Origin of the sequence: Brevundimonas sp. SL161 (genome assembly GCF_049896985.1) — a bacterium.
Lineage (GTDB): Bacteria > Pseudomonadota > Alphaproteobacteria > Caulobacterales > Caulobacteraceae > Brevundimonas.
The window spans coordinates 1-21,660 of sequence record NZ_JAFCVJ010000036.1 but is presented as its reverse complement, the minus strand read 5'-3'; the positions used below and the strand labels follow the sequence as shown (position 1 = coordinate 21,660).

Sequence of the window (21,660 nt, the reverse complement as noted above, 5' to 3'; positions counted from 1 at the left end):
GCTTCAGGTCCGACTTGCACGAGGCAAGAATCCGCAGGTCCAGCTGGCGCGCCCCTGACGCGCCCAGAGGCTGGATCTCACGTTGTTCCACGACACGAAGAAGGGTCACCTGCGCCGACGGTGATCTGGGCGGACAGCGCCCCGGCGACGAGCGGGGGTCAGGCGGGAGTAGACCGCCTCGCTGACCTGACTGAGCAAATTCAAGCCGAGGCGGCCTCATAGCTGAGCTTGAAGGCATCGCGGAGCGCCGAGACCCGCCGGTTGTCGAAGTCTGCGCCGCGGCACGCGAAGGCGATCTGTCGGGTCGGGGCGTTCTTGCCGAGTGATATCTGGCGCACGGGATAGGCGTCGACCATGGCGCCCCGCGCCTGCGGGATGATCGAAACGCCGAGGCCGGACGAAACCATGGCGAGGACCGCCTCGATGGACTCCAGCTCGGAGCGCGGGATCGAGGTCAGTCGCGAGGCGATCCGCTGCCGGGTCATCAAGTTCGGACCATTGAACGCGGCCAACCTGAGCCGACGCCGCGGTCCACCAACGGGTCGCTGGCACCTCGGTGAGGTCGTCGTGAAGATCGGTGGCCGGCGGATGTATCTGTGGCGGGCAGTGGATGACGAAGGCGAGGTGCTCGACGTTCTGGGGCAGAAGCGCCGGGACAAGCAGGCCACCTTGACGTTCCTGCGCCGACTGCTCCGCAACACCGGGATCGATCCGGAGTCCATCGTCACGGATAAGCGGGCTTCAGACCGGGCGGCGATGAAGGTGCTTGGTCTCCAGGCCCGCCACCGTCCTGGCGGGATGCGGGAGAACAATCCCGCCGAGAACTCTCACCTCGTGATCCGACGACGAGAACGCAAACAGCAGAAGTTCAAGTCGCAAGGCTCAGCCCAGCATTTCCTCTCCCGCCACAGTCCTATCTACAACGCATTCAATCAGCCGACCCACCTGATCTCCCGAGCCATCCTTCGTACCCTGCGAGGGCAGTCAAACGACGCCTGGGCGACGGCGACTCCGGCTGGCTGAAGCGGGAAGGAGAGAGGCGTTTTCGGCTCGGCAGACTTAACCTGTCAGTACCACGCTGCGCTCTTGCAAGTCGTGGTAACCGGTGTCTTCTTCCCCCGTCCGCGACCGCAGGCGGATACTGCCTGCCATGTCACTGCTGCGAGGCCCCGTCGTGATCAAGCCGCTTCACCTCCACCCCGACCGGCTGTTTCCATCGGACGCTGATACGCGCGCGGTCGCTCGCAGGCTGCACGCGGAAATCCGGGACCTGCCGATCATCAGCCCGCATGGCCATACGGATCCATCGTGGTTCGCCGGCGATGCGCCCTTCGCCAACCCCGCCGAGCTGCTGATCGCCCCGGACCACTATGTCTTTCGCATGCTCTTCAGCCAGGGCGTGCCGATGGAGGATCTGGGCGTGCCATGCGTCGACGGCGGCACCATAGAGACGGACCCGCGCAAGATCTGGCGGCGGTTCGCCGAGCGGTACCACCTGTTCCACGGCACCCCGTCCCGTATCTGGCACGACTGGGTCTATGCCGAGGTTTTCGGCATCGAGGTTCGGCTCTCCACCGAGACGGCGGACCACTATTACGACGTCATCGACGCCGCGCTGAAGACCGAACTGTTCCGTCCGCGCGCGTTGTTCGAGCGTCACAATATCGAGGTTCTGACGACGACCGAGAGCCCGATCGATACCCTCGAACACCATCAGGCGATCCGTGCCTCCGGCTGGAGGGGTCGGGTGCTGACCGCGTTCCGGCCTGACCCGGTGCTCGATCCGGACTACGAGGGCTTTCATGCCAACCTCGCAGTCCTGGCCGATCTGACCCGGCGCGACACCCTGAGCTGGTCCGGTTATCTCGACGCGCTGCGCGACCGGCGGGCGGTCTTCGCCGCGTTAGGCGCGACCTCGACAGATCACGGGCACCCGACAGCTTTCACTGCAGACCTGCCCGCCGTCGAGGCAGAAGCCCTGTTCAAACGGGTCTCGACCGGTCCGGCGACTGCGAGCGATGCCGAGCTGTTCCGAGGCCAGATGCTGACCGAGATGGCGGCGATGAGCGTGGACGATGGCCTCGTCATGCAGCTGCACCCCGGCAGTTTCCGTAACCACAACGCCGCCGTGTTCCGGCATTTCGGCCGCGACAAGGGGGCGGACATTCCAACGCGTACCGATTACGTCCGCGCGCTGAAGCCTCTGCTCGATCGCTTCGGCTCGGACCCGCGGCTGTCGCTCATCCTCTTCACCCTGGACGAGACGACCTACAGCCGCGAGTTGGCCCCCCTGGCGGGTCACTATCCGGCGCTGAAACTCGGGCCCAGCTGGTGGTTCCACGATAGTCCGGAAGGCATGCGTCGGTTCCGCGAACAGGTCACCGAGACTGCCGGCTTCTACAACACTGTCGGCTTCAACGACGACACCCGTGCCTTCCTGTCCATTCCTGCCCGGCACGACGTCGCGCGGCGGATGGACTGCGGTTTCATGGCCAGGCTGGTGGTCGAGCACCGGCTCGAGGAGGACGAGGCTCATGACCTCGCGCGGGCGCTGACCTATGATCTTGTGAAGGCGGCCTACAAGCTATGAGAGGGCCGCGGCTCGGTTACCGGGCGCTGGCGGCGCTGCCTGCGCAGGTGGCGGTTCCGGGATATGACCGAAGCCAGGTTCGGACCGGCGTAGTGCATCTGGGCATCGGCGCCTTCCACCGGGCGCATCAGGCCGTCGTTTTCGACGATGCCCTGAATGCAGGCGACCTGCGTTGGGGCGTGATTGGCGCCTCGCTGCGATCGCCGGACGTGCGCGATCAGCTGGTGCCGCAGGAGGGTCTCTACACCGTTGTGATCGAGGACGGGACCCAAAGGTCTCTACGGATCGTCGGCGCCGTTCAGGATGTTCGCGTCGCCGCCGACGATCCCGCTTCGCTCGTGGAGGTCATGGGGTCGCCCGAGGTTCACATTGTCACCCTGACAGTGACCGAGAAGGGCTATTGCCTGGATCCGGCATCCGGAAGCCTGAAGCTGGACGACCCGGCCATCGCCGCCGATCTGTCAGATCTGTCGACGCCCGTCACCGCGCCTGGCTTCGTGACTGCCGCGCTGCGTCTGCGCCGCCGGCGGGGCTTGGCGCCCTTCACGGTGATCTCGTGCGACAACCTTCCGCACAACGGCGCACGCATCCGCTCGGCTGTGCTCGAGATGGCGGGGCGGATCGATCCTGAACTCCATGACTGGATCGCGGCCGAGGGGGCCTTCCCCCAGACCATGATCGACCGGATCGTACCGGCCACGACACGCGCCGACATCGAGGAGCTGAGCGTCGAACTGGGCGTCGTCGACCTCGGCATGGTCAAGACCGAGCCCTTCACTCAATGGATCATTGAGGATCGCTTCGCCGGAGAGCGGCCAGACTTCGCCCGGTTCAGGGTGCAGTTGACGGAGACCGTCGGCCCCTGGGAGGACACAAAGCTGCGTCTGCTGAACGGGGCGCACTCCTCCCTCGCATACCTCGGTGCGCTCGCCGGACTGGACTACGTGCATCAGACGGTTGCCGTGCCCATCCTGAAAGCCTTCGTAGAGCGCCTATGGGACGAGGCCGAGACTACGCTCGAGCCGCCACCCGATCTCGATATCGCGAAATATCGGGCCGAGCTGATGGCGCGGTTCTCGAACGCGGCCCTGCGTCATCGAACCCATCAGATCGCCATGGATGGGTCCCAGAAGTTGCCGCAGCGACTTCTTGCGACCGCCGCGGCGCGCCTTTCGGCCGGTCGGCCCATTCCCGCTCTCGCCCTGGCCATCGCGGCTTGGATGCGGTGGCAGGAGGGTCGCACGGAGGTGGGCGACGTCGTCGTTGTCGAGGACCCCCTGGCGACCGAGACGGCACGCCGTCTTGCCGGCGCGACTGATGACCGTGACAGGGTCGCCGCCCTGCTGGATCTGCAGGCGGTATTTCCGCCCTCGCTGTCCGCCGACCCCAGGTTTCGCAAAGCTGTCCTCCAGGCGTTTCTCGACCTACGTAGTCTCGGAGCCGTCGGAGCCGCGGCCTTGCCGATCGAGGAGCCTGCATGACGGTGCTGTCACCTTAATGCGAATTTGTCTCCACAGAACGCAGCGTAAGCCGGAGATCGCGAGGCGGCTGAAGCGCCGTCAGCCAACTCCCTCGCCGCGCTGGTGCCTGGACGCGATGGTCTGCAACATCGGCGGCAAGCGGTGTATCTTTGGGGGGCTGTCGATGACGACGGCGAGGTCCTCGACCTCGTGGTCCAGCGCCGGCGGGATACAGAGGCGTCGCTGACGCTGCTGAGGCGTCTCCTTCACAACCAGCCGATCGACCTGCGGACGATCACAACCGACGGCCTCGCCTCATACGGCGCGGCTCTGGATCAGTTGGATCTGAGTCATCTGCATCGACCCGGTCGGCTTCGGGAGAACAATCGGATCGAGAACTCCCACCTGCCGATCCGAAGACGAGCACGGCAGCAGCAGCAGCGGTTCAAATCCAAGGCCTCAGCCCAGAGAGCGCTCACCACCCACGCGGCGACCTACACGACCTTCAATATCCAGCGTCATCTGAGATGCGGCGACCATCTGGGCGGCCGCGGTTGCCTGATTTCGGCAGGGCAGGGCGGCTTTCGACTTGCCGCGGCTAACCTGACAAGCCCCTCCATGAGCCTAGGGTCAGGACCAGTGTCGGATCGTCCGTCGCCAAAGCAGGCGCATGCGGCGGTCGCCGGAGCAGACAGTCTGCTGCGGCCATTGCCCTCACCATCGATGAGTCCTGATCGGACAGCGCCTCGACCTTGGGCTGGCCTTCAGGGTCGTGGACGACGCGGGCGCGCATGTAGTGGTCCCGAGGCCCATTCGCGGGCATCGGCGCGGCGACTGGCAGGATTTGAAACGCCGGTTCCGATGCCCCGCCCTGAAGGGCCGCCAGAAGCGGCGTGAGAAACAGTTCCGCACAGACCAGAGCCGACACCGGATTGCCCGGCAGGCCCAGAATGGCCCGGCCGTCCGGCAGGGTGGCGAACCAGACCGGCTTGCCCGGGCGCATGGAGCAGCCCTCGACCAGAAGTATCGCCCCCCTTGATCGGGCGGCTGGCTTCAGCAGGTCGTGATCGCCGACCGAGGCCCCGCCGATGGTGACGATCAGGTCCGCTTCGGTTGTCGCCAGCGTCTCGGCGATCCCCGCGAGCGTGTCTCCCACGAGGGGCAGGCGGCGGACCTCCGCCCCCGCGCGCCGGGCGACAAGGGCCACGCCCGGACCCGCCGCGTCGTTGATCTGGTGCGGTCCGGGAGCGCTGCCGGGTTCCACCACCTCGTCGCCACAGGCCAGTATGGCCACGCTGGGACGGCGCGCGCAGGTCAGGTCGGGCCGACCGGCTGAGGCGGCCAACGCGACCCGCCAGGGGTTGAGCGTCTGGCCCGCCTGCAGCAACTCGGCTCCCGCAGCATAGTCGGATCCGCGCGGGCGCACCCAGACCGGTGAGTCCGGCGCGCTCTGGACCGTCAGACGGTCGCCGTCCCGGGTCGCTTCTTCCTGGATCACCACACGGTCCGCGCCGGGCGGCAGCGGTGCACCGGTGAAGATGCGGACGGCCTCGCCTGGACCCAACGGCATGGCCCGGCCCCGTCCGGCGAGGCTCTCCCCGACAATAGTCAGCGACGCGATGCCGAGGTCCGCTGTCCGTACCGCCCAGCCGTCCATAGCCGAGGCGTCGAAGGGGGGCTGATCACGCGTCGCAGTCACCGGTTCGGCCAGCCAGCGGCCGTCGGCCTCGATCAGCGGCACCTGCTCTGGAGGCAGCGCCCTGACCGACGCCAGCATGGCCGCCCGGGCGGCTGCAACCGTGGGAAGGCTCATGCCTGGGTCCAGTCGCCGGATGTGCCGCCGGACTTGGCTACCAGCCGGACCGTCTCAATCGTCATGCCGCGATCGACGGCCTTGAGCATGTCGTACACCGTGAGCAAGGCTACCGTCGCGGCCGTCAGGGCCTCCATCTCGACCCCCGTGCGCCCGGTCGTGCGGGTGGTGGCCGAGACCGACAGGCCCGATCCGTCTGGACTGGCCTCGACCGTCACAATGACGGCGTCCAGCGACAAAGGATGGCACAGGGGGATCAGGTCGGCGGTTCGTTTGGCCCCCATGACGCCCGCGATCTCAGCAACCGCGCGCACGTCACCCTTTTTTGCGGCTCCCGACAGGGCCAGCGCCAGGGTGGCGGGCTCCATGATGATCCGGCCCTCGGCCCGCGCCTCGCGGGCGGTCAAGGCCTTGGCCGATACGTCGACCATGCGGGCGCGGCCGTCGGCGTCGATATGGGTGAGGCCTGTCGTATCGCCAGCCATCAGACCTCCAGCAGCCGGGGCATCAGTTCGACCAGGTTGCAGGGGCGGTGGCGGCTGTCGAGCTGCCAGCGGATGACCTTGTCCCACCCGTCGCGCACGGCCCCGTTGGAGCCGGGCAGGCAAAAGACGAAGACCCCGTCGATGATACCCGCCGTCGCGCGCGACTGCAGCGTGGACAGGCCGATGGTCTGATAGCTGACGGTGTGGAAGATCACCGAGAAGCCGTCGATCCGCTTGTCGAACAGCGGCTCCAGCGCCTCGGGTGTCACGTCGCGGCCGGTCAGGCCGGTGCCGCCGGTGGTCAGGATCGCGTCGACGGTCCCTGCCGAGATCCAGCGCCTGACCTGAGCCCGGATGGCGTCCACGGCGTCGGGGACGATGGCTCTTTCGACGCAGACATGGCCAGCCCCCTCGATCCGTGCCGCCAGGATCGCGCCGGAGGTGTCGCTGTCGTGATCGCGGGTGTCCGAAATGGTCAGGACGGCGATGCGCACCGGCGTCACGCCCTGATCGAGCAGCAGCCGGCCGCCGGGCGCGGGCAGAGTGTCAGAAGACTGGGGGTCGGTCATTCGGCAGGCTCCAGTTCGGTCCATCGGGCAGCGTCGGCGCGGTCTGACGGGCGAGGCTCGATCCAGCGACGGCCGTCCGGGCCGCCCTCGCGCTTCCACAGGGGCGCACGGGTTTTGAGCTGGTCCATCAGAAAGTCGGCCGCCTCGAAGGCGGCGCGACGATGCGCGGCCGCCACGGCGACGAAGACAATGGGCTGGCCCACCCCGACATCGCCCCACCGGTGGACCGCCAGCACGTCGATGATATCGAAGCGCGCGCGGGTCTCCGTCTCCAGTTCGGTCATGACCGCCTCCGTAAAGCCGGGCCATGCGTCGAGGGTCAGGGTCGTCACCGGCTGGCCCTCTGTGGCCGCCCGACACAGGCCCGTGAAACTGACTACCGCCCCTACGTTCGTACGGTCGCGGCAGAAGCCGTCAAGCAACGCTGCAGGATCAATCGGCCGGGCCTCCAGTCGGACCATGCTCAGCCCCCGCTGACCAGAGGGGCAAAGGCCACCTCGTCGTCGGTTTCGACAGGATGATCGCCGCGCACCACCACCTGGTTCAGCACCGTCATCACGCCCGGGCGAGCCAGCCGCTCCGCCAGCCGCTCGTCTCCGGCCAGATGACGGCGCAGGGCCTCGATCGTGTCGCCTTCGATGTGTCGCTCGCGCCACCCGGCGGCATCGGCCAAGGCCCCGAACAGAAGGACACGCGCCACGCTCAGCCTCCCGTCACGGACATGGACCGACGCACGGCGGGGGCCTCGTCCAGACCGATTCGGAAGTCGTGCGCTTTCGGCTTCCTGGCAACAGCGGCGCGGATGGCCTCGGCCACCGGCCCGTCGTCCGTATGAGCGCGCAGGGTTTCGCGCAGTTCGGCGTGGTCGTCCTGACCGAGGCAAAGGAACAGCGTCCCGGTGCACGTCACCCGCACCCGGTTACAGTCGCCGCAAAACGTCTGCGTCAGGGGCGTGATGAATCCCACGGTCCCGCCGGTCTGTTCGACGCGGGCGTAACGGGCTGGTCCGCCGGTACGCCGGACCAGCGGCGTCAGGGTCCAGCGAGTCTCAAGGTCTTGGCGCACGTCGCTCAGCGACAAGAACTGGCCCGTCCGGTCGGCCTCGATCTCGCCCAGCGGCATGGTCTCGATCAGGGTGATTTCCATACCCAGACCGTGCGCCCATTCGATCATCGCCGGCAGATCGGTGCAGTTGTCCTGTCTTAGCGCGACGGTGTTGATCTTGATTGCGATCCCGGCGGCGCGGGCCGCCGCCAGCCCTTCAAGTACCTGCGTCAGGTCCCCGCCGCGGGTGACCCGCCGATAGGAGGCAGGGTCGAGGGTATCCAGCGAGACATTGATCCTGCGCACCCCGTGGCCCGCCAGAGCATCGGCGTGTTCGGCCAGACGCGTGCCATTCGTGGTCAGGGTCAGCTCGTCCAGCGCCCCCGAAGCCAGATGCCGCGAAAGGCGCGCGACAAGATCGATGAACCCCTTCCGCACCAGAGGTTCCCCGCCGGTCAGACGCAGCCTGCGGGTGCCGAGGCCGACGAAGACCGAGCACAGCCGGTCCAGCTCCTCGAGGCTCAGCAGTTCGGCGCGCGGCAGAAAAGTTTGCCGCTCCGCCATGCAATAGGTGCAGCGCAGGTCGCACCGATCGGTGACCGAGACACGGACATAGTCGATCGTCCGGCCGAACGGGTCGACCATCGGCGTTGCGACGCGGCTGGACGCGGGCAGGACCGTCATGCTCATATCAGCATAACGAAGCCGACGGCGGAGCAAAGTCATTTCTGGACCGATGATCGGGCGGCGCGGCATGCTGGCCATCACGATGGCCCTCGTTTCCGGCTGTCGCCCCGCGGCGCCTGCGCCGCTCACCCTGTTCGCGGCAGCCTCGCTGACCGACGCTGTGACCGAACTGGCTGCGAAGTTTCAGGCTGAGGGGAGGGGGGCCTTGCGGACCGTGTTCGCCGGCAGCGGAGAGCTGGCGCGTCAGCTGCTGGCGGGAGCGCCCGCCGACCTTGTGGTTCTGGCCGATGACCTTTGGATGGGCCGACTGGCGCGGGAGGGGGCGATCCGGGCCGACAGCCAGGTGACCCTGCTGACCAACAGTCTGGTCGTCATCGCGCCGTCCGATCGCCCGGTCGCGTCCTTCTCCTGGAACGGACGGGTCGCTATAGGTGATCCGGAGAGCGTGCCCGCGGGGCGCTATGCCCGCGAGATGCTCCAGCGGTCAGGTGCCTGGGACGCCGTGTCGGCCAATCTGATCCTCGCGGGGGACGTCAGGGCCGTGCGCGCGTTCGTGGCCCGGGGCGACGTCGACCTGGGGATCGTCTATCGCAGCGACACGCTGGGTTTCGATGCCGCGCGCGTCGTCAACGTGCCTGTGGCGGCGCTTCAGCCCGACATCGCCTATCCGGCCGCCCTGACGGCAACCGCGGCTAGAGAGGCCGGGACCTTGATGGCTTTTCTTCGGTCGGAGGCGGCGCGAGTGGTGTTCACCCGCCACGGATTCGGACCGGGACGATGACGTCGACGCGGCTGTGGTTTCAGATCCGGATCGGCGAGGGCCGGCTGGGTCCCGGCAAGGCGGAGCTTCTGGCCCATGTCCGCGACTCGGGCTCGCTCAGCGAGGCCGCGCGGCGGATGGGGATGTCCTATCGCCGGGCATGGACCCTGATGGAGGCGATCAACGGTTTGACCGGGAGACCGGCTTTAGTGACCGTGCGGGGCGGGGCCCGGGGCGGCGGATCGCGGCTCACCGAGCACGGCGAAATCTTGCTGGCCGCCTATGAGACGCTTCGTGCCGAGCTGGAGACGGCGGCGGCGCCGACCCTTGCGCGGTTGGCGGCGCTGGACGGCGCCGATGGGTGACCTGTTCGGGCCTTTGACCGCGTTCGAAATCGAGGCGCTGGCGCTGTCGTTGAGGGTCGGAGCGGTGGCCACGATCGCGACCCTGCCGGTCGCGACGGGGCTGGCGCTGCTGCTGGCGCGGGGGACGTTTCCCGGCCGGTGGATGGTGGAGGCGCTGGTCAACCTGCCGCTGGTGTTGCCGCCGGTGGTCACCGGGTTGGGGCTGCTGCTGCTGTTCGGGGCGCGCGGACCGGTCGGCCGCTGGCTGTCGGAGACCTTCGGGATCAGCCTGTCGTTCAGCTGGACCGGGGCGGCGCTGGCGGCGGCTGTCATGGCCCTGCCGCTGATGGTGCGCCCCATCCGGCAGGCGATTGAGGGCATCGACCGGGGCGTGGAACAGGCTGCGGCCACGCTGGGGGCCCCGCCCCACTGGGTGCTGGCTACGGTCACCCTGCCGCTGGCACTGCCGGGGCTGATCGCGGGTGGACTGCTGGGTTTCGCGCGCGCGTTCGGAGAGTTTGGGGCCACGGTCACCTTCGTCGGGGCCATCCCCGGCGAGACGCGCACCCTCCCGGTCGCCATCTATGCCGCGCTACAGCGGGTGGATGGCGAGACGACGGCATTGCGGCTGGCGCTGCTGTCGGTCGTCGTCTGTGTGGCCGCCCTGCTGGCGACGGAATGGGTCAATCGTCGATTGTTGCGACGGAGCGCGGTGCTTTGACCATACGGTGCGAGATCGTCGCGTCGCGGGGCGATTTTCGCATCGAGGCGCGATTCGCTAGCGCCGCGCGGATCGTGGCGGTGGAAGGCGCGTCAGGGGCCGGAAAGACTACCCTGTTGCACGCCATCGCCGGACTGATTCCGGTCGAGACCGGGCGGTTTGTGGTCGACGGCGAGACCATTCTGGACGCCGCATCCGGCCAGATTCCGGCTCCCCATCGGCGCAGGATCGGTTACGTGTTTCAGGACGCACGCCTGTTTCCGCATCTGACCGTGGCGGACAATATCGACTACGGGCGGCGCTTTGCCGGGCGTCCGATCGAGATCGCTCCGATCCTGCATCTGCTGGGGCTCGAACCGCTTCTGGGGCGATGGACCCGCAACCTGTCAGGCGGAGAGGTGCGGCGGGTGGCGATCGCCCGGGCCCTTGCGTCGGATCCGCGTCTGCTGCTGCTGGACGAGCCGTTCGCGGGTCTTGACGGGCCCCGGCGGGACGAACTGATCCCCTGGCTGGCCGCCCTGCGCGACGAGACGGCGCTTCCCATGCTGCTGGTCTCGCACGACCCGCGTGACGCCGACCGCCTGGCGGATGACCGAGTCGTGATGGTCGACGGCCGAATCGAGCGGCCGCTCAATCCAGGCCGCCTTCGGTAGCGACAAAGGGCCTGCTCTCCGCCGGTGCGCTGGCGGCCAGTTGGTCCCCGACCAGATGCCCACGGCTGAGGACAGGCCGTGACCGATGATCGGCGCCACCTTTGCCGCCTGAAGTGGCGGCGCATCATCTTCAAATCTGCCCGATCAGGCGACCGTGTAACTTTTCTGGTCGCAGAATCGAAACCGCCGGAAACGGCGGTTTGCGCGCCGGACGGGTTCATGAGACCGTCCGCCGGCCGTCGGGGGAGAACTGTATGACTGATCGTCCGTTCGATGAGGTCGGGGTCGAGGCCCCCGCCACGACGAGCCAGGAGCCTGCCGACCGGCCCCTGCCCGGCGGACGCACCGACATCTGGCGCCATCCCGTGCTGGTCCGGATCAGCCACTGGCTGAACGTCGTGGCCGTCGTCGTGCTGCTCATGAGCGGGCTGAACATCCTGATGGCCCATCCGCATCTAGACTGGGGCATACGGACCACCTTCGCCGATCCGTGGCTGACGATCCCGACGGTTCCGAACTGGCTGATGATCCCGCAGGGCCGCAACCTGGCCGAAGCGCGACACTGGCATTTCTTCTTCGCCTGGCTGTTCGTCATCAACGGCCTGATCTACCTCGCCTACGGCTTCATCACCCGCCGGTTCGGGCGGCGGCTCTGGCCGACCGGTATGGACCTGAAGGGTTTCTGGCGCTCCGTGAAGGAACACGCCCGGTTTCACTTCCCGAAGGATGAGGAAGCGCGGACCTATAACGTCATCCAGAAGCTGACCTATGTGACGATGATCCTTGTGATCCTCCCCATGATGCTGATCACGGGTCTGTCGATGTCGCCAGGCTTCAACGCGATCGGCGGCATCCTGCTGGAGATCATGGGCGGGCGGCAGTCTGCGCGGACGCTGCATTTCATCTCGGCAGGATTGATCGTGGGCTTCATCGTCATCCACGTCGGGCTGGTGATCTGGACCGGGTTCTACAACAACATGCGGGCGATGATCACAGGCTGGTTCGTGCTCGAGCCGACCGCTCCCGCTGATGGAGAAACGAAATGAGCGCGTCGGCGATGAACCGTCGGACCTGGCTTGGTCGGGCCCTGGCGACCGCAGGCGTCATGGCCCTCGCAGCCTGCGAACGCGGCGTTTCGTTCAGTGAGCGGCTTAAGGTTTCCGCCGAGGCGCTGACGCGCCGTTCCCAACGCCTGCTGATCCCACGCGAGGCCCTGGCCCCCGAGTACGACGTCGCCGAGATCAGCCCCGACTTCAAGCCAAACGGCTCTATCTCCCCGGCGGCGGCGGATTATGTGGCCCTGCGGGACGCCGGGTTCGCCGACTACCGGCTGGAGATCGACGGCCTGGTCGAACGGCCCTTGTCGCTGTCGCTGGCCGAGCTGCGAGCGCGCCCCGCACGGACCCAGATCACCAAACACGACTGTGTCGAGGGCTGGACCGCGATCGGGCAGTGGACAGGAGTGCGGCTGGAGACCCTGCTCGACGAGGCGGGGCTGAAGCCGGAGGCGAAATACGTCGTCTTCCACTGTTTCGACGCCCTGACCCAGACCGAGGAGGGGCCGCGCTATTACGAGAGCATCGACCTGGTCGATGCCCGTCACCCCCAGACCTTGCTGGCCTACGACATGAACGGTGAGGTTCTGGGCGTTCCGCACGGAGCGCCTCTGAGACTGCGGGTCGAGCGACAGTTGGGCTATAAACAGGCCAAATACATACGCCGGATCGAGATGGTCGACAGCTTCGCAGACATCCAGGGCGGTAACGGGGGCTATTGGCCCGACCGCGGATACGAGTGGTACGCAGGGATCTGAGAAGCGCAAGAACAACGTCGGCCCATCTCCCCTGACGGTGGGCCCAGTCATCCGACGGTGCCGTTTTCTCAGAGTGGGGCCTAGGCGCAAAGCGGGCAGGGCGGGGGAGGTCTGCTTCTGACAGCGCTCTTGGCCGACCTAGCAGCTGGCCGACGACCCCATCCTTTTCAGCTTCGGGCAAGGCCACGGAAACTGAACGTCTCGATGGCGTCCATCAGTTTGTCAGGTGTCAGTCCATTGATGTCCGACGTCCATCGGGCGAGCCATATGAGCATGCCCAGTAGGAGCTGGACTACGAGTTGTGGATCGCAGTTAACGATCGAGCCGTCCTTCATGCCCTCCTGAACGAACCGCTCCAGAGTGACCGTCATCCGTTTGGCGAACGACGCGATTTCCTCCTGCTGAAATGGTTCCAGGTAGGAATAGTCTCCGAAGTAAAGCTGTGGTCCGTCCCGGACCGAGTCGTCGATCAATCCCCGGATCAGGTTGCGAAGCTTCGCGACGCCCGAAACCGTTTCAGCGTCCGCCGAGGATAGGAGGGCGTCGAACCTCTCAAGAGACCGGATGTGACAAGCGTAGGCGAGAGCCTGCTTGTTCGGAAAATAATAGTAGAGCGTCGCGTCCCGCAGATCGAGGCGTGCGGCGATGTCGATCATCGTCGCCAGAGCGAACGTCTTGTCGTTGATGACTTCCGTGGCGGCCCGGATGATCTCGTCGCGCTTTTTCGCGGATTTTCGCCCTCGTGCGCTCGGCCGCTGGTTCTCGATGTCTGTCGTCTTCATTCGTCACCCGGAAACACGACGACCCTGCGGCGCGCAAGGCCGACGAGCAACACAATAGCACTACGCAGAAATTCTAGCTTGAACTAGAAAGTTGAGGATGGCATAGATTTTTAGTCTCAGGTGCAGGCTCGGAAACGTGGCCGGCCGACGGGGGCGGGGAGATCCATCATTTCAGCTTCTGTTTCCCAACCTCTCGACGTCCTGATCATCGGTGCCGGTCTTTCCGGCGTCGGAGCGGCGAGCCGTATCCGTCGCGAATTCCCGAACAAGTCGCTGGTTCTTCTAGAGGCCCGGGAGGATCTCGGAGGAACCTGGGACCTGTTCCGATATCCGGGCATACGTTGCGACACCGACATGTACACGCTCGGCTACGACTTCGAGCCGTTCCCGGGCAACAAGTCGATCGCGGGCGGCGAGGAAATCCTCAGCTACATCCGCGAGGCGGCCAGGAAGTACGGCGTCCTCGAACGCATCCGATACGATCATCGGGTCGTGTCGATCGCATGGGACAGCGCGGCGGGCCTCTGGACAGTCACCGCCCGGCTCGGCGACGGCGAAGCGCGGGTATTCCAGTGCCGTTTCCTCCACTGCTGCTCGGGGTATTTCAGCTATTCGAACGGCTACCGGCCCGAGTTCGCCGGCGAGGCTGACTTCAAGGGGACCATCGTCCACCCACAGAACTGGCCCCAGGATCTCGACTACGAGGGCAAACGCGTCGTCGTGATCGGCAGCGGAGCGACGGCTGTGACGCTGGTGCCGAACCTGGCGCGCAAGGCGGCCCATGTGACCATGTTGCAGAGGTCGCCGAGCTATGTCGTCAGCCTGCCGAGTGAGGACGCCTTCAACAAATCGGTGTCGCGATTCCTGCCGAGGCGATGGGCCTATGCCCTGACGCGCTGGAAGCAGATCGGCATGGCCATGCTGCTGCTCAACAAGTGCAAGACCGACCCCGACAAGGTTCGGGCAGCGCTGCGCCAGCATGCGGTGGATATGCTCGGCGCCAAATACCCGGTCGATACGCATTTCAAGCCCGCCTACAATCCGTTCGAACAACGCGTCTGCTTCATGCCCGACGGCGACATGTTCCGGACTCTGCGCAAGGGCCAGGCCGAGATCGTTACTGACAAGGTCGCGCGCTTTAATTCGGGTGGCATCGAGCTCGCCAGCGGCGAGATGCTGGAGGCGGACATCATCGTCACCGCGACGGGGCTGGAGTTGCTTCCCCTGGCGGGCCTGACCCCCGTCGTCGACGGCACACCGATGCCTGTCAACGAAGCCTTCGTCTACAAGGGCATGATGCTGAGCGGGGTGCCGAACTTCGCCTTTGTCGTCGGCTACACGGCGCTGCCTTGGACGCTGAAAGCAGACATGGTCAACCGCTACGTCTGCCGCCTGATCCGCTACATGGACCGTAAGGGCTACCGGAAATGCACGCCGTCCCTCTCTGGGATCGAGATGGCGCCGACGTCGTTGATGGACATCAGCTCCGGCTATGCCGCCCGAGCCGCCGACCAGCTGCCGCGGCAGGGGGATCGGACCCCGTGGAAGCTTTACCAACACTATCTGCGCGATCGCTTCAAACTGTTCGGCGGCAAGCTGAACGATGACGCGATGTCCTTCTCGTGATCGCGTCAACGCGTCAGGCAAACCAGTGAAGAGTTTTCAGAACACGACCGCCGTCGTCACCGGCGCGGGCTCGGGCATCGGCCGCGCCATCGCGTTGCGTCTGTCGAAAGAAGGGGCCGTGGTGCACTGTGTCGATCGGAACCTGGCGAATGTCAGCGCGGTCGCAGAGGAGTGCGGGACCGGAGTGGCGCATCAGGTCGACGTCACTGACGTCGCAGCGGTGCAGGCGCTGGCGGACAGCATCTTCGCCGCGGGACCGGTGGACGTACTGATCAACAACGCCGGCATCGCCCACTCGGGAACGTTCCTCGACAGCGAGGTCGACGACTGGAGCCGCGTGCTCGACGTCAACGTCATGGGCGTGGTGCATGGCATCCATGCTTTCCTGCCTCGGATGCTGGCGCAGGGGACGCCGTCGCACATCGTCAACACGGCCTCGGGCGCCGGTCTGTTCGCAGCCCCGGCATGGGCCCCTATTGCGCGTCCAAACATGCGGTCGTGGGCCTGAGCCAGGTTCTCGCGGCGGAACTGCACGACACGCCGATCGCGGTGACCATTCTGTGCCCCGGCATCGTCAATACGCCGATCATCCAGACGGCTGCTTTCCGAGGCGTGGACCAGGCCCGCCGGGCGCGAACCATCGACTTCTACGAGCGTTGCGCCGCTACCCCCGCAAGCGTGGCCAACGACCTCGTCCGAGACATGAAGCGCGGCAAGCTCTTCTGCCTGAGCCGGAAGTTAGAGGTGGGGCTCGGATGGTGGCTGCATCGCCTTTCGCCGTCTCTGGCATTGGGCGTGTCCCGTCGACTGCTCGCGAGACTGCAACAGCCGTGATCTTCTGAACTGGAGCCTTCGATGAGCGGCAAGTCGAACGTCACCGCGCCCGGACGCGTGCTGGCGCTGCTTTTCGTTGCCAATCTGCTGAACTTCTATGACCGAACCCTTCCGGCAGTCCTCGCCGAACCCATTCGGATCGCCTGGGGACTGAGCGACGTGCACATCGGACTGGTCGGAGCGGCCTTCACCTTGGCCTATGCCCTGGCGGGCCTGCCTCTGGGCCGGCTGGCGGACACCCGATCACGAAAATGGATCATAGCCATAGGGCTGGTGGTCTGGAGCCTTCTGACGGGCATTAATGGACTGGTCGGCGGTTTCGTTTCCCTTTTGATCGTTCGGATCGGCATCGGCCTAGGCGAGGCTGCCTTCGCCCCCGCCGCCAACGCGCTTGTCGCCGATCTTTATCCGTCCAATCGGCGTGGTCGGGCCACGGGCGTGTTGATGCTCGGTCTGCCCCTCGGCATGATGCTGGCCTTCTTCACCACCGGCGCCATCGCCGAGTATTTCGGCACGTGGCGCGCCCCGTTCTTCATCGCCATGGTTCCGGGGCTCCTCGTCGCCGCGCTGTTCATGTTGATCCGCGAGCCGAAGCGTGGCGCGACGGACCCCAACACCGCTCCCCCGGCGCGCATCGCCCATCCCATCCGGACCCTTCTCTCGATCCCGACCTTCTGGCTCATCATCGCATCAGGCGTCACCTTCACCTTCGCGGGGTATGCGACCACGACCTTCATGGTGCCCAACCTTCAGCGTTATTTTGGACTCTCCCTGACAGAAGCCGCATTGTCCGTCGGCGTGATCGTCGGCGTCACAGGCCTTTTCGCCCTGCCGCTGAGCGGCTTGGTGGCGGACAAGATTCATGGTCGCTTCGGGCGCGGCCGCCTCCTCTTCGGGGCCGGCTGTCTGGCGATTTCGGCTCTTCTGACCTGGTTTGCCCTGTCTCAACCGGCGGAACAGGTCAACCTGTTCATCGGGTTATTCGCTGCGGGTTGGTTCTTCCAGTACGTCTATTTCACCACCACCTATCCAGCGATCCAAGACGTCGTGCCACCACAGCTGCGGGCAACCGCGATCGCCGTCTTCTTCGCCATGTTCTACATCCTCGGGGCGGCGTTCGGCCCCCTGATCGTGGGCCTCCTGTCGGACCATGTGGCGGGAGCAGCGATGAGGGAGGCCGGCGCCACAGAGATGTCGGAGACCTTCAGGGCCATAGGGCTCCATGCGTCCCTGTTCGTCGTCCCCGCCATGTTGCTGGTTACAGCGCTGTTGATCGTCCTGTCCGCGCTCCGTTTCCCGGAGGACAGGGGCCGCGAGTGGCTATGATCGAACTGGTCGCGCCATGCCCGTCGAAGTGATATCGCCAAGCTCCTGCGAGCGAGTCGATCCGGCTCTGCGGCCGCTACTCGACGCTCTGACTACAGTCGCGCTCTCGACCGACAATCTGGCGATGATCCGGGGCCAGCGGCGTCTGCCCATCCCCCCCGCCGACGCCGACGGCGCCGCGGTCGAACAGTCGATCCGCTCTATTCCAGGAGCCCTCGGCCACCCTCCTGTCGAGGTGATCGTCTATCGTCCGCCCGGCCTGGCCAAACCCTCTCCGTGCGTCTTGCACTTCCACGGAGGCGGCTTCGTCATGGGATCGGCAGCAGCGATGGAAGGGCCGCACAGAACGGTCTCGGCGGGGCTGGGCTGTGTCATCGTCACGGTCGAATATCGCCTCGCCCCCGAGACCATCTTTCCCGGGGCGCTGGACGACGCCTACGCCGCGCTCGGCTGGGTCCTGGCCCATGCCGACGAACTCGGCGTGGACCCGACCCGGGTCGGGGTCGCCGGAGAAAGCGCTGGCGGCGGACTGGCCGCCGCGCTGGCCCTTCTGGCGCGCGACCGCGGCGAGCATGCCGTCGCCTTTCAGCATCTGACCTACCCGATGCTGGATGATCGGACCTGCACCGCTGTCGAGCCCAACCCGCATACCGGTGAATTCATCTGGACGGCGCACAACAACAGGTTCGGATGGACAGCCCTGCTGGGTGCCGAGCCTGGCGGGCCGGTGTTGTCAGGGTAAGATCCGAAGCGTCTACTCAGGCGCAGTTCAGGGTGCCGAGCGGACAAGAAAGCGAAGAAATTCAGTGGAGGCTGGCCGTTCAACAGACCCGAACAACGCGCCTGTTGGGCATCATATTCAACTGACGGCGCCGATTGTGGCTTTACCCTGACAACACCTCCCCCGCACCTGACAGGCTCCGCACGCGCGCGCCCGGATGGTAACCCGCCCCGGATCCTGATCGGGGATTTCAGGCTCGGGGCGTCTTGCTCCCGGCCTTCAGCCAGAGTGGACCACCATGCCGTTGCCTGATCCGGATTCCGTTGAAGCGCCCCAGGCGGAGGACTGGGCCGGCGAGATGGGGGCCAGATGGCTGGCCAACATCGATCGCTTTGAATCGATGATCGCGCCCATCGGCGAAGCCTTGCTGGCCCGGGCCGGTTTTCAACCGGGCCAGCACGTCATCGACATCGGGTGCGGCGGGGGCGCGACCAGCCTGGCCATCGCCTCGACGGTCGGTGGGTCTGGAAGCGTGGTCGGGATCGACATCTCGCCCGATCTGATCGCAAAGGCGACCGAGCGCGGGGTTGCCGCCGGGGCGGCCAACGCCCGTTTCGAATGTGCCGATGCGTCGCTGTACCAGGCTGAAACCCCCTTCGATCGCCTGTTCTCGCGGTTCGGGAGCATGTTTTTCCAGAAGCCCGGCCCGGCCTTCGCCAATCTGCAGCGACGTCTGAAGCCTGGGGGACGCGTCGATCTGGCGGTCTGGGGCCCGCCGCGCGACAATCCGTGGATGATGGAGGTGATGGGCTTGCTCCGCAGGCATGTCGATGTCCCGCCCGCCGTGCCGCGTGCCCCCGGTCCGTTCGCGTTCGAGGACCTCGACTATCTGAACGCGGTCCTGGCGGAGGGCGGATTTACCGGGACGGAGATCGTGGCCTATTCCGGGCTTCAACCCCTCGGCGGCGCCGGGGCGACGCCGGAGGAGGCCGTCCGGTTCGTTTTCTCATCCCTTGCGGCCGGTCGCCTGCTGGAGGGCCAGCCTCGGGCCGTGCAGGATCGGGCCGGGGACGATCTGATGTCGCTCTTCACCGCCGGGCACAGGCCCGGTCAGGGTGTGATGATGGCCGGCTCGGCCTGGCTTGTCACCACAAGGGCCTGAGCGGTGCCTCGTCATTACGATTGCCGGCGCGTATCGGGAAAGCGGGGCCCGGGGTGGGAAGAGGTCACAGCGTGACCAGCTTCTATGATCGACAGGTCCTGCCGCGTTTGATCGGCTGTGCCTGCGGGGCAAGGCCCATCCTCAGGCAACGAGCGAAGGTCGTGCCCCGCGCGCGCGGACGCGTGCTTGAGCTCGGCATTGGCGGCGGCCTCAACCTGGCCTTCTACGATCCCGATCGGGTGGACAGCGTCACGGGCGTCGATCCCTCTGAAGGCCTGCGGCGCCTGGCGGAGGCCGCCCCTCGACCGGCAGGCCTGACGGTCGAGATCCTCGCGGGACGGGCCGAGGCGCTGTCGTTCGATAGCCGGAGTTTCGACACCGTCGTCTGCACCTTCACGCTTTGCTCGGTCCAGACCCCGGCTGCTGTCCTGGCCGAGGCCCGCCGGGTACTCAAGACGTCGGGAACCTTTCTGTACAGCGAACATGGCCTCTCGCCCGATCCCGGGGTGCAGCGGTGGCAGCGGCGCATCGAGCCCTTGTGGCGCCCCCTGGCCGGTGGCTGCCACCTGACCCGTCCGGTAACCGCCTCGATTGAAGCGGCGGGCCTCGTCATCGAGGCAGTCGAGACGATGTATCTGCCCGGGGCGCCCCGTGTGCTCGGCTGGTGCGAATGGGGCGAGGCCCGCCTAGGCTGACGGTCCTTCAGCCACCGCCTCTCAGTCCGTCCGGCGGTGAGGCTGCGCCGGACGGGGCCCGGTCCCGGGGCAGGGCCCGCGGTACGGCCATGCAGCGAACTCAAAGTGTTCTTTCGTGAAATCGGGCTGAGGCGCAAAGAGGGTAGGGCGGGAACGACCGGGTCTGGCGAAAAACGGACCGGTTCAGCGTTCAGTGGACATTGCGAAATGTGCACTCTTCGGGCGCTAACCGCCACCAGGCCAGCAATCGCACAGTCGGCTACGACTTGCGCTTCAGCACGGCCGGGGGCACCGGTATCACCTCAGCTGCCAATGCCGCCGAAATGGGATCTAAGCGTATGTCGCTCACGGGACGTGAACTCCGGTCAACGGTCTCTGACGGTACACTGAGGCTGTCACTCGATGAGTTCGTCATCGGAGACCTGGCGCCCGACGACATCGTGGTGAAGGTTGAGGCGGCCCCGATCAATCCAAGCGATCTCGGGCTGCTGCTCGGCCCAGCTGACGTTGCGTCCATGCGTTCAGAGGGATCCTCGGACCAGCCTGAACTGGTTTTCGACATTCCAGAGGCCAGGCGTGCCAGCGTCGCTGCACGTATTGGCCAATCATTGAGCGTTGGAAACGAGGGAGCCGGCACGGTCGTTGCGGCAGGCGAACAGGCCCGGGAGTGGCTGGGGCGATGCGTCGGAATGATTGGGGGAGGGATGTATGCTGACCTTCGCAAGATCAGATCTCGAGACGCGCTCCCGCTTCCGGACGGGGTGACGGCGGCCGAAGGGGCTGCGCTGACGGTCAATCCAATGACTGCACTCGGCTTTGTGGAAACAGCGCGTGCCGAAGGTCACTCAGCGATCGTTCACACCGCTGCAGCGTCAAGCCTCGGCCAGATGCTGCAGAAGATCTGCGCCAGCGATGGCATTCCCCTCATCAATGTCGTTCGATCTGATGAACAGGTCCAACTGCTGCGTGACATTGGCGCGACCCATGTCCTCAACAGCCGTGACGCAGACTTCAAAACGCAGCTCGTCGACGCAGTCGTTGCGACCGGTGCGACCATCGCGTTCGACGCCATCGGTGGGGGTTCGCTCGGTAGCGACATCATGCGTGCGATGGAGAAGGGGGCTGTCAGTCGCATGACAGAGTACAGCCGATACGGCTCTTCGAGCTTCAAGCAGCTCTACACCTACGGTGCGCTCGACCTCTCACCGATGGTTTTGGATCGCCTTGCGTTCGGCTTTCAATGGAGCGTCTCAGGATGGCTACTGACGCCATTTCTGCAGAAGGCAGGCGCTGAGACGGTAATGCGTATGCGCAAGCGCGTATTTGATGAGCTGACCACCACGTTCGCGACGCACTACACAAAGACCATTGGTCTCAGCGAAGCGCTCGAACCTGAGCTCCTGCGAGCGTACGAACGCAAGGCGACGGGTGAGAAGTTTCTTATCAATCCGACGCTGAACTAGGTGGTGTGGACAAAGTGTCTGATCCACAGTCGGATGGATGCGACGACGACGAAGCCGAGGAAGCTGTCGGCGGTCTTGTCGTATCGGGTAGCCAGTCGTCGGCTGTGTTTGA

General features: G+C 66.0%; 24 protein-coding genes and 3 pseudogenes. 17 read left to right on the top strand and 10 right to left on the bottom strand.

The window, feature by feature from the left end:
• Nucleotides 1-220 (bottom strand): sigma 54-interacting transcriptional regulator (locus ACP7AU_RS16175; protein WP_426052058.1); only part of this gene is annotated, 220 nt, incomplete at its 3' end.
• Nucleotides 201-485 (bottom strand): LysR substrate-binding domain-containing protein, encoded by a 285-nt coding sequence (locus ACP7AU_RS16170; RefSeq protein ID WP_426052057.1) that lies wholly within the window; start codon nt 483-485, stop codon nt 201-203. The genes ACP7AU_RS16170 and ACP7AU_RS16175, both read right to left, overlap by 20 nt.
• Here ACP7AU_RS16170 and ACP7AU_RS16165 point away from each other — a divergent pair.
• The 4 genes and pseudogenes from ACP7AU_RS16165 to ACP7AU_RS16150 form a co-directional block, all read left to right on the top strand.
• A complete protein-coding gene (locus tag ACP7AU_RS16165; protein ID WP_426052056.1) occupies nt 376-1,023 on the top strand; it encodes an IS6 family transposase in 648 nt (215 codons plus the stop codon). The genes ACP7AU_RS16170 and ACP7AU_RS16165 overlap by 110 nt on opposite strands.
• Before the next feature lie 151 nt (nt 1,024-1,174).
• Nucleotides 1,175-2,590 carry a glucuronate isomerase gene (uxaC, locus tag ACP7AU_RS16160; RefSeq protein ID WP_426052059.1) on the top strand — a complete coding sequence of 472 codons (1,416 nt, stop codon included), beginning with the start codon at nt 1,175-1,177 and terminating at the stop codon, nt 2,588-2,590.
• A gap of 92 nt (nt 2,591-2,682) precedes the next feature.
• Nucleotides 2,683-4,071 carry a mannitol dehydrogenase family protein gene (locus ACP7AU_RS16155; RefSeq protein WP_426052055.1) on the top strand — a complete coding sequence of 463 codons (1,389 nt, stop codon included), beginning with the start codon at nt 2,683-2,685 and terminating at the stop codon, nt 4,069-4,071.
• Between the two features lie 49 nt (nt 4,072-4,120).
• A pseudogene (locus ACP7AU_RS16150) lies at nt 4,121-4,575 on the top strand (IS6 family transposase); the annotation flags it as partial.
• 73 nt (nt 4,576-4,648) lie between these two features.
• On the opposite strand, the gene glp reads toward ACP7AU_RS16150, so the two are convergent.
• Genes glp through moaA form a run of 6 tightly spaced genes read right to left on the bottom strand, consistent with a single transcriptional unit; the run spans nt 4,649 to nt 8,645 of the window.
• On the bottom strand, nt 4,649-5,863 hold the full coding sequence (gene glp, locus ACP7AU_RS16145; RefSeq protein ID WP_426039873.1) for a gephyrin-like molybdotransferase Glp: 1,215 nt from the start codon (nt 5,861-5,863) through the stop codon (nt 4,649-4,651).
• Nucleotides 5,860-6,348 carry a cyclic pyranopterin monophosphate synthase MoaC gene (gene moaC / locus ACP7AU_RS16140; protein ID WP_426039874.1) on the bottom strand — a complete coding sequence of 163 codons (489 nt, stop codon included), beginning with the start codon at nt 6,346-6,348 and terminating at the stop codon, nt 5,860-5,862. The genes glp and moaC overlap by 4 nt, the downstream gene beginning before the upstream one ends.
• Nucleotides 6,348-6,917, bottom strand: a complete 570-nt coding sequence (gene moaB, locus ACP7AU_RS16135; protein ID WP_426039875.1) for a molybdenum cofactor biosynthesis protein B — start codon at nt 6,915-6,917, stop codon at nt 6,348-6,350. The genes moaC and moaB overlap by 1 nt, the downstream gene beginning before the upstream one ends.
• On the bottom strand, nt 6,914-7,378 hold the full coding sequence (locus ACP7AU_RS16130) for a molybdenum cofactor biosynthesis protein MoaE (protein ID WP_426052054.1): 465 nt from the start codon (nt 7,376-7,378) through the stop codon (nt 6,914-6,916). The genes moaB and ACP7AU_RS16130 overlap by 4 nt, the downstream gene beginning before the upstream one ends.
• 2 nt (nt 7,379-7,380) lie before the next feature.
• Nucleotides 7,381-7,617 carry a MoaD/ThiS family protein gene (locus ACP7AU_RS16125; RefSeq protein ID WP_426039877.1) on the bottom strand — a complete coding sequence of 79 codons (237 nt, stop codon included), beginning with the start codon at nt 7,615-7,617 and terminating at the stop codon, nt 7,381-7,383.
• A gap of 2 nt (nt 7,618-7,619) precedes the next feature.
• Complete coding sequence (moaA, locus tag ACP7AU_RS16120) at nt 7,620-8,645, bottom strand: GTP 3',8-cyclase MoaA (RefSeq protein ID WP_426039878.1); 1,026 nt, start codon at nt 8,643-8,645, stop codon at nt 7,620-7,622.
• 70 nt (nt 8,646-8,715) lie between these two features.
• Here moaA and modA point away from each other — a divergent pair, with 70 nt between their 5' ends.
• From modA to ACP7AU_RS16090, 6 genes are all read left to right on the top strand, one after another.
• The gene (gene modA, locus ACP7AU_RS16115) at nt 8,716-9,429 is read left to right on the top strand and encodes a molybdate ABC transporter substrate-binding protein (RefSeq protein ID WP_426052053.1); all 714 of its coding nucleotides are present in this window, start codon (nt 8,716-8,718) and stop codon (nt 9,427-9,429) included.
• Entirely contained in the window at nt 9,426-9,773 is a 348-nt protein-coding gene (locus tag ACP7AU_RS16110; RefSeq protein ID WP_426039880.1) for a winged helix-turn-helix domain-containing protein, read from the top strand. Before modA ends, ACP7AU_RS16110 begins: the two co-directional genes overlap by 4 nt.
• Nucleotides 9,766-10,473 carry a molybdate ABC transporter permease subunit gene (gene modB / locus ACP7AU_RS16105; protein WP_426039881.1) on the top strand — a complete coding sequence of 236 codons (708 nt, stop codon included), beginning with the start codon at nt 9,766-9,768 and terminating at the stop codon, nt 10,471-10,473. The genes ACP7AU_RS16110 and modB overlap by 8 nt, the downstream gene beginning before the upstream one ends.
• Complete coding sequence (locus tag ACP7AU_RS16100; protein ID WP_426039882.1) at nt 10,470-11,126, top strand: ATP-binding cassette domain-containing protein; 657 nt, start codon at nt 10,470-10,472, stop codon at nt 11,124-11,126. Before modB ends, ACP7AU_RS16100 begins: the two co-directional genes overlap by 4 nt.
• A gap of 254 nt (nt 11,127-11,380) precedes the next feature.
• Nucleotides 11,381-12,172, top strand: a complete 792-nt coding sequence (locus ACP7AU_RS16095) for a cytochrome b/b6 domain-containing protein (protein WP_426039883.1) — start codon at nt 11,381-11,383, stop codon at nt 12,170-12,172.
• A gap of 11 nt (nt 12,173-12,183) precedes the next feature.
• Nucleotides 12,184-12,939, top strand: coding sequence for a molybdopterin-binding protein (locus ACP7AU_RS16090; protein WP_426052052.1), 756 nt, complete (start codon nt 12,184-12,186; stop codon nt 12,937-12,939).
• Between the two features lie 167 nt (nt 12,940-13,106).
• On the opposite strand, the gene ACP7AU_RS16085 is transcribed toward ACP7AU_RS16090, so the two are convergent.
• Nucleotides 13,107-13,721, bottom strand: coding sequence for a TetR/AcrR family transcriptional regulator (locus ACP7AU_RS16085; RefSeq protein WP_426039885.1), 615 nt, complete (start codon nt 13,719-13,721; stop codon nt 13,107-13,109).
• 120 nt (nt 13,722-13,841) lie between these two features.
• Between ACP7AU_RS16085 and ACP7AU_RS16080 the strand changes: the two genes are divergently transcribed.
• From ACP7AU_RS16080 to ACP7AU_RS16050, 7 genes and pseudogenes are all read left to right on the top strand, one after another.
• Entirely contained in the window at nt 13,842-15,347 is a 1,506-nt protein-coding gene (locus tag ACP7AU_RS16080; RefSeq protein WP_426052051.1) for a flavin-containing monooxygenase, read from the top strand.
• Nucleotides 15,325-16,181 (top strand): annotated as a pseudogene (locus ACP7AU_RS16075) (SDR family NAD(P)-dependent oxidoreductase). The gene ACP7AU_RS16080 and the pseudogene ACP7AU_RS16075 overlap by 23 nt, the downstream one beginning before the upstream one ends.
• 21 nt (nt 16,182-16,202) lie before the next feature.
• On the top strand, nt 16,203-17,507 hold the full coding sequence (locus ACP7AU_RS16070) for a spinster family MFS transporter (protein ID WP_426052050.1): 1,305 nt from the start codon (nt 16,203-16,205) through the stop codon (nt 17,505-17,507).
• Nucleotides 17,508-17,523: 16 nt separating this feature from the next.
• On the top strand, nt 17,524-18,249 hold the full coding sequence (locus ACP7AU_RS16065; RefSeq protein WP_426052049.1) for an alpha/beta hydrolase: 726 nt from the start codon (nt 17,524-17,526) through the stop codon (nt 18,247-18,249).
• Nucleotides 18,250-18,526: 277 nt separating this feature from the next.
• Complete coding sequence (locus ACP7AU_RS16060; RefSeq protein WP_426052048.1) at nt 18,527-19,390, top strand: class I SAM-dependent methyltransferase; 864 nt, start codon at nt 18,527-18,529, stop codon at nt 19,388-19,390.
• A 71-nt stretch (nt 19,391-19,461) separates the two neighbouring features.
• Nucleotides 19,462-20,085, top strand: coding sequence for a class I SAM-dependent methyltransferase (locus ACP7AU_RS16055; protein WP_426052047.1), 624 nt, complete (start codon nt 19,462-19,464; stop codon nt 20,083-20,085).
• Nucleotides 20,086-20,351: 266 nt separating this feature from the next.
• Nucleotides 20,352-21,548 carry a zinc-binding dehydrogenase gene (locus tag ACP7AU_RS16050; protein WP_426052046.1) on the top strand — a complete coding sequence of 399 codons (1,197 nt, stop codon included), beginning with the start codon at nt 20,352-20,354 and terminating at the stop codon, nt 21,546-21,548.
• On the opposite strand, the pseudogene ACP7AU_RS16045 reads toward ACP7AU_RS16050, so the two are convergent.
• Nucleotides 21,545-21,660 (bottom strand): annotated as a pseudogene (locus ACP7AU_RS16045) (IS5/IS1182 family transposase); the annotation flags it as partial. The gene ACP7AU_RS16050 and the pseudogene ACP7AU_RS16045 sit on opposite strands and share 4 nt — an antisense overlap.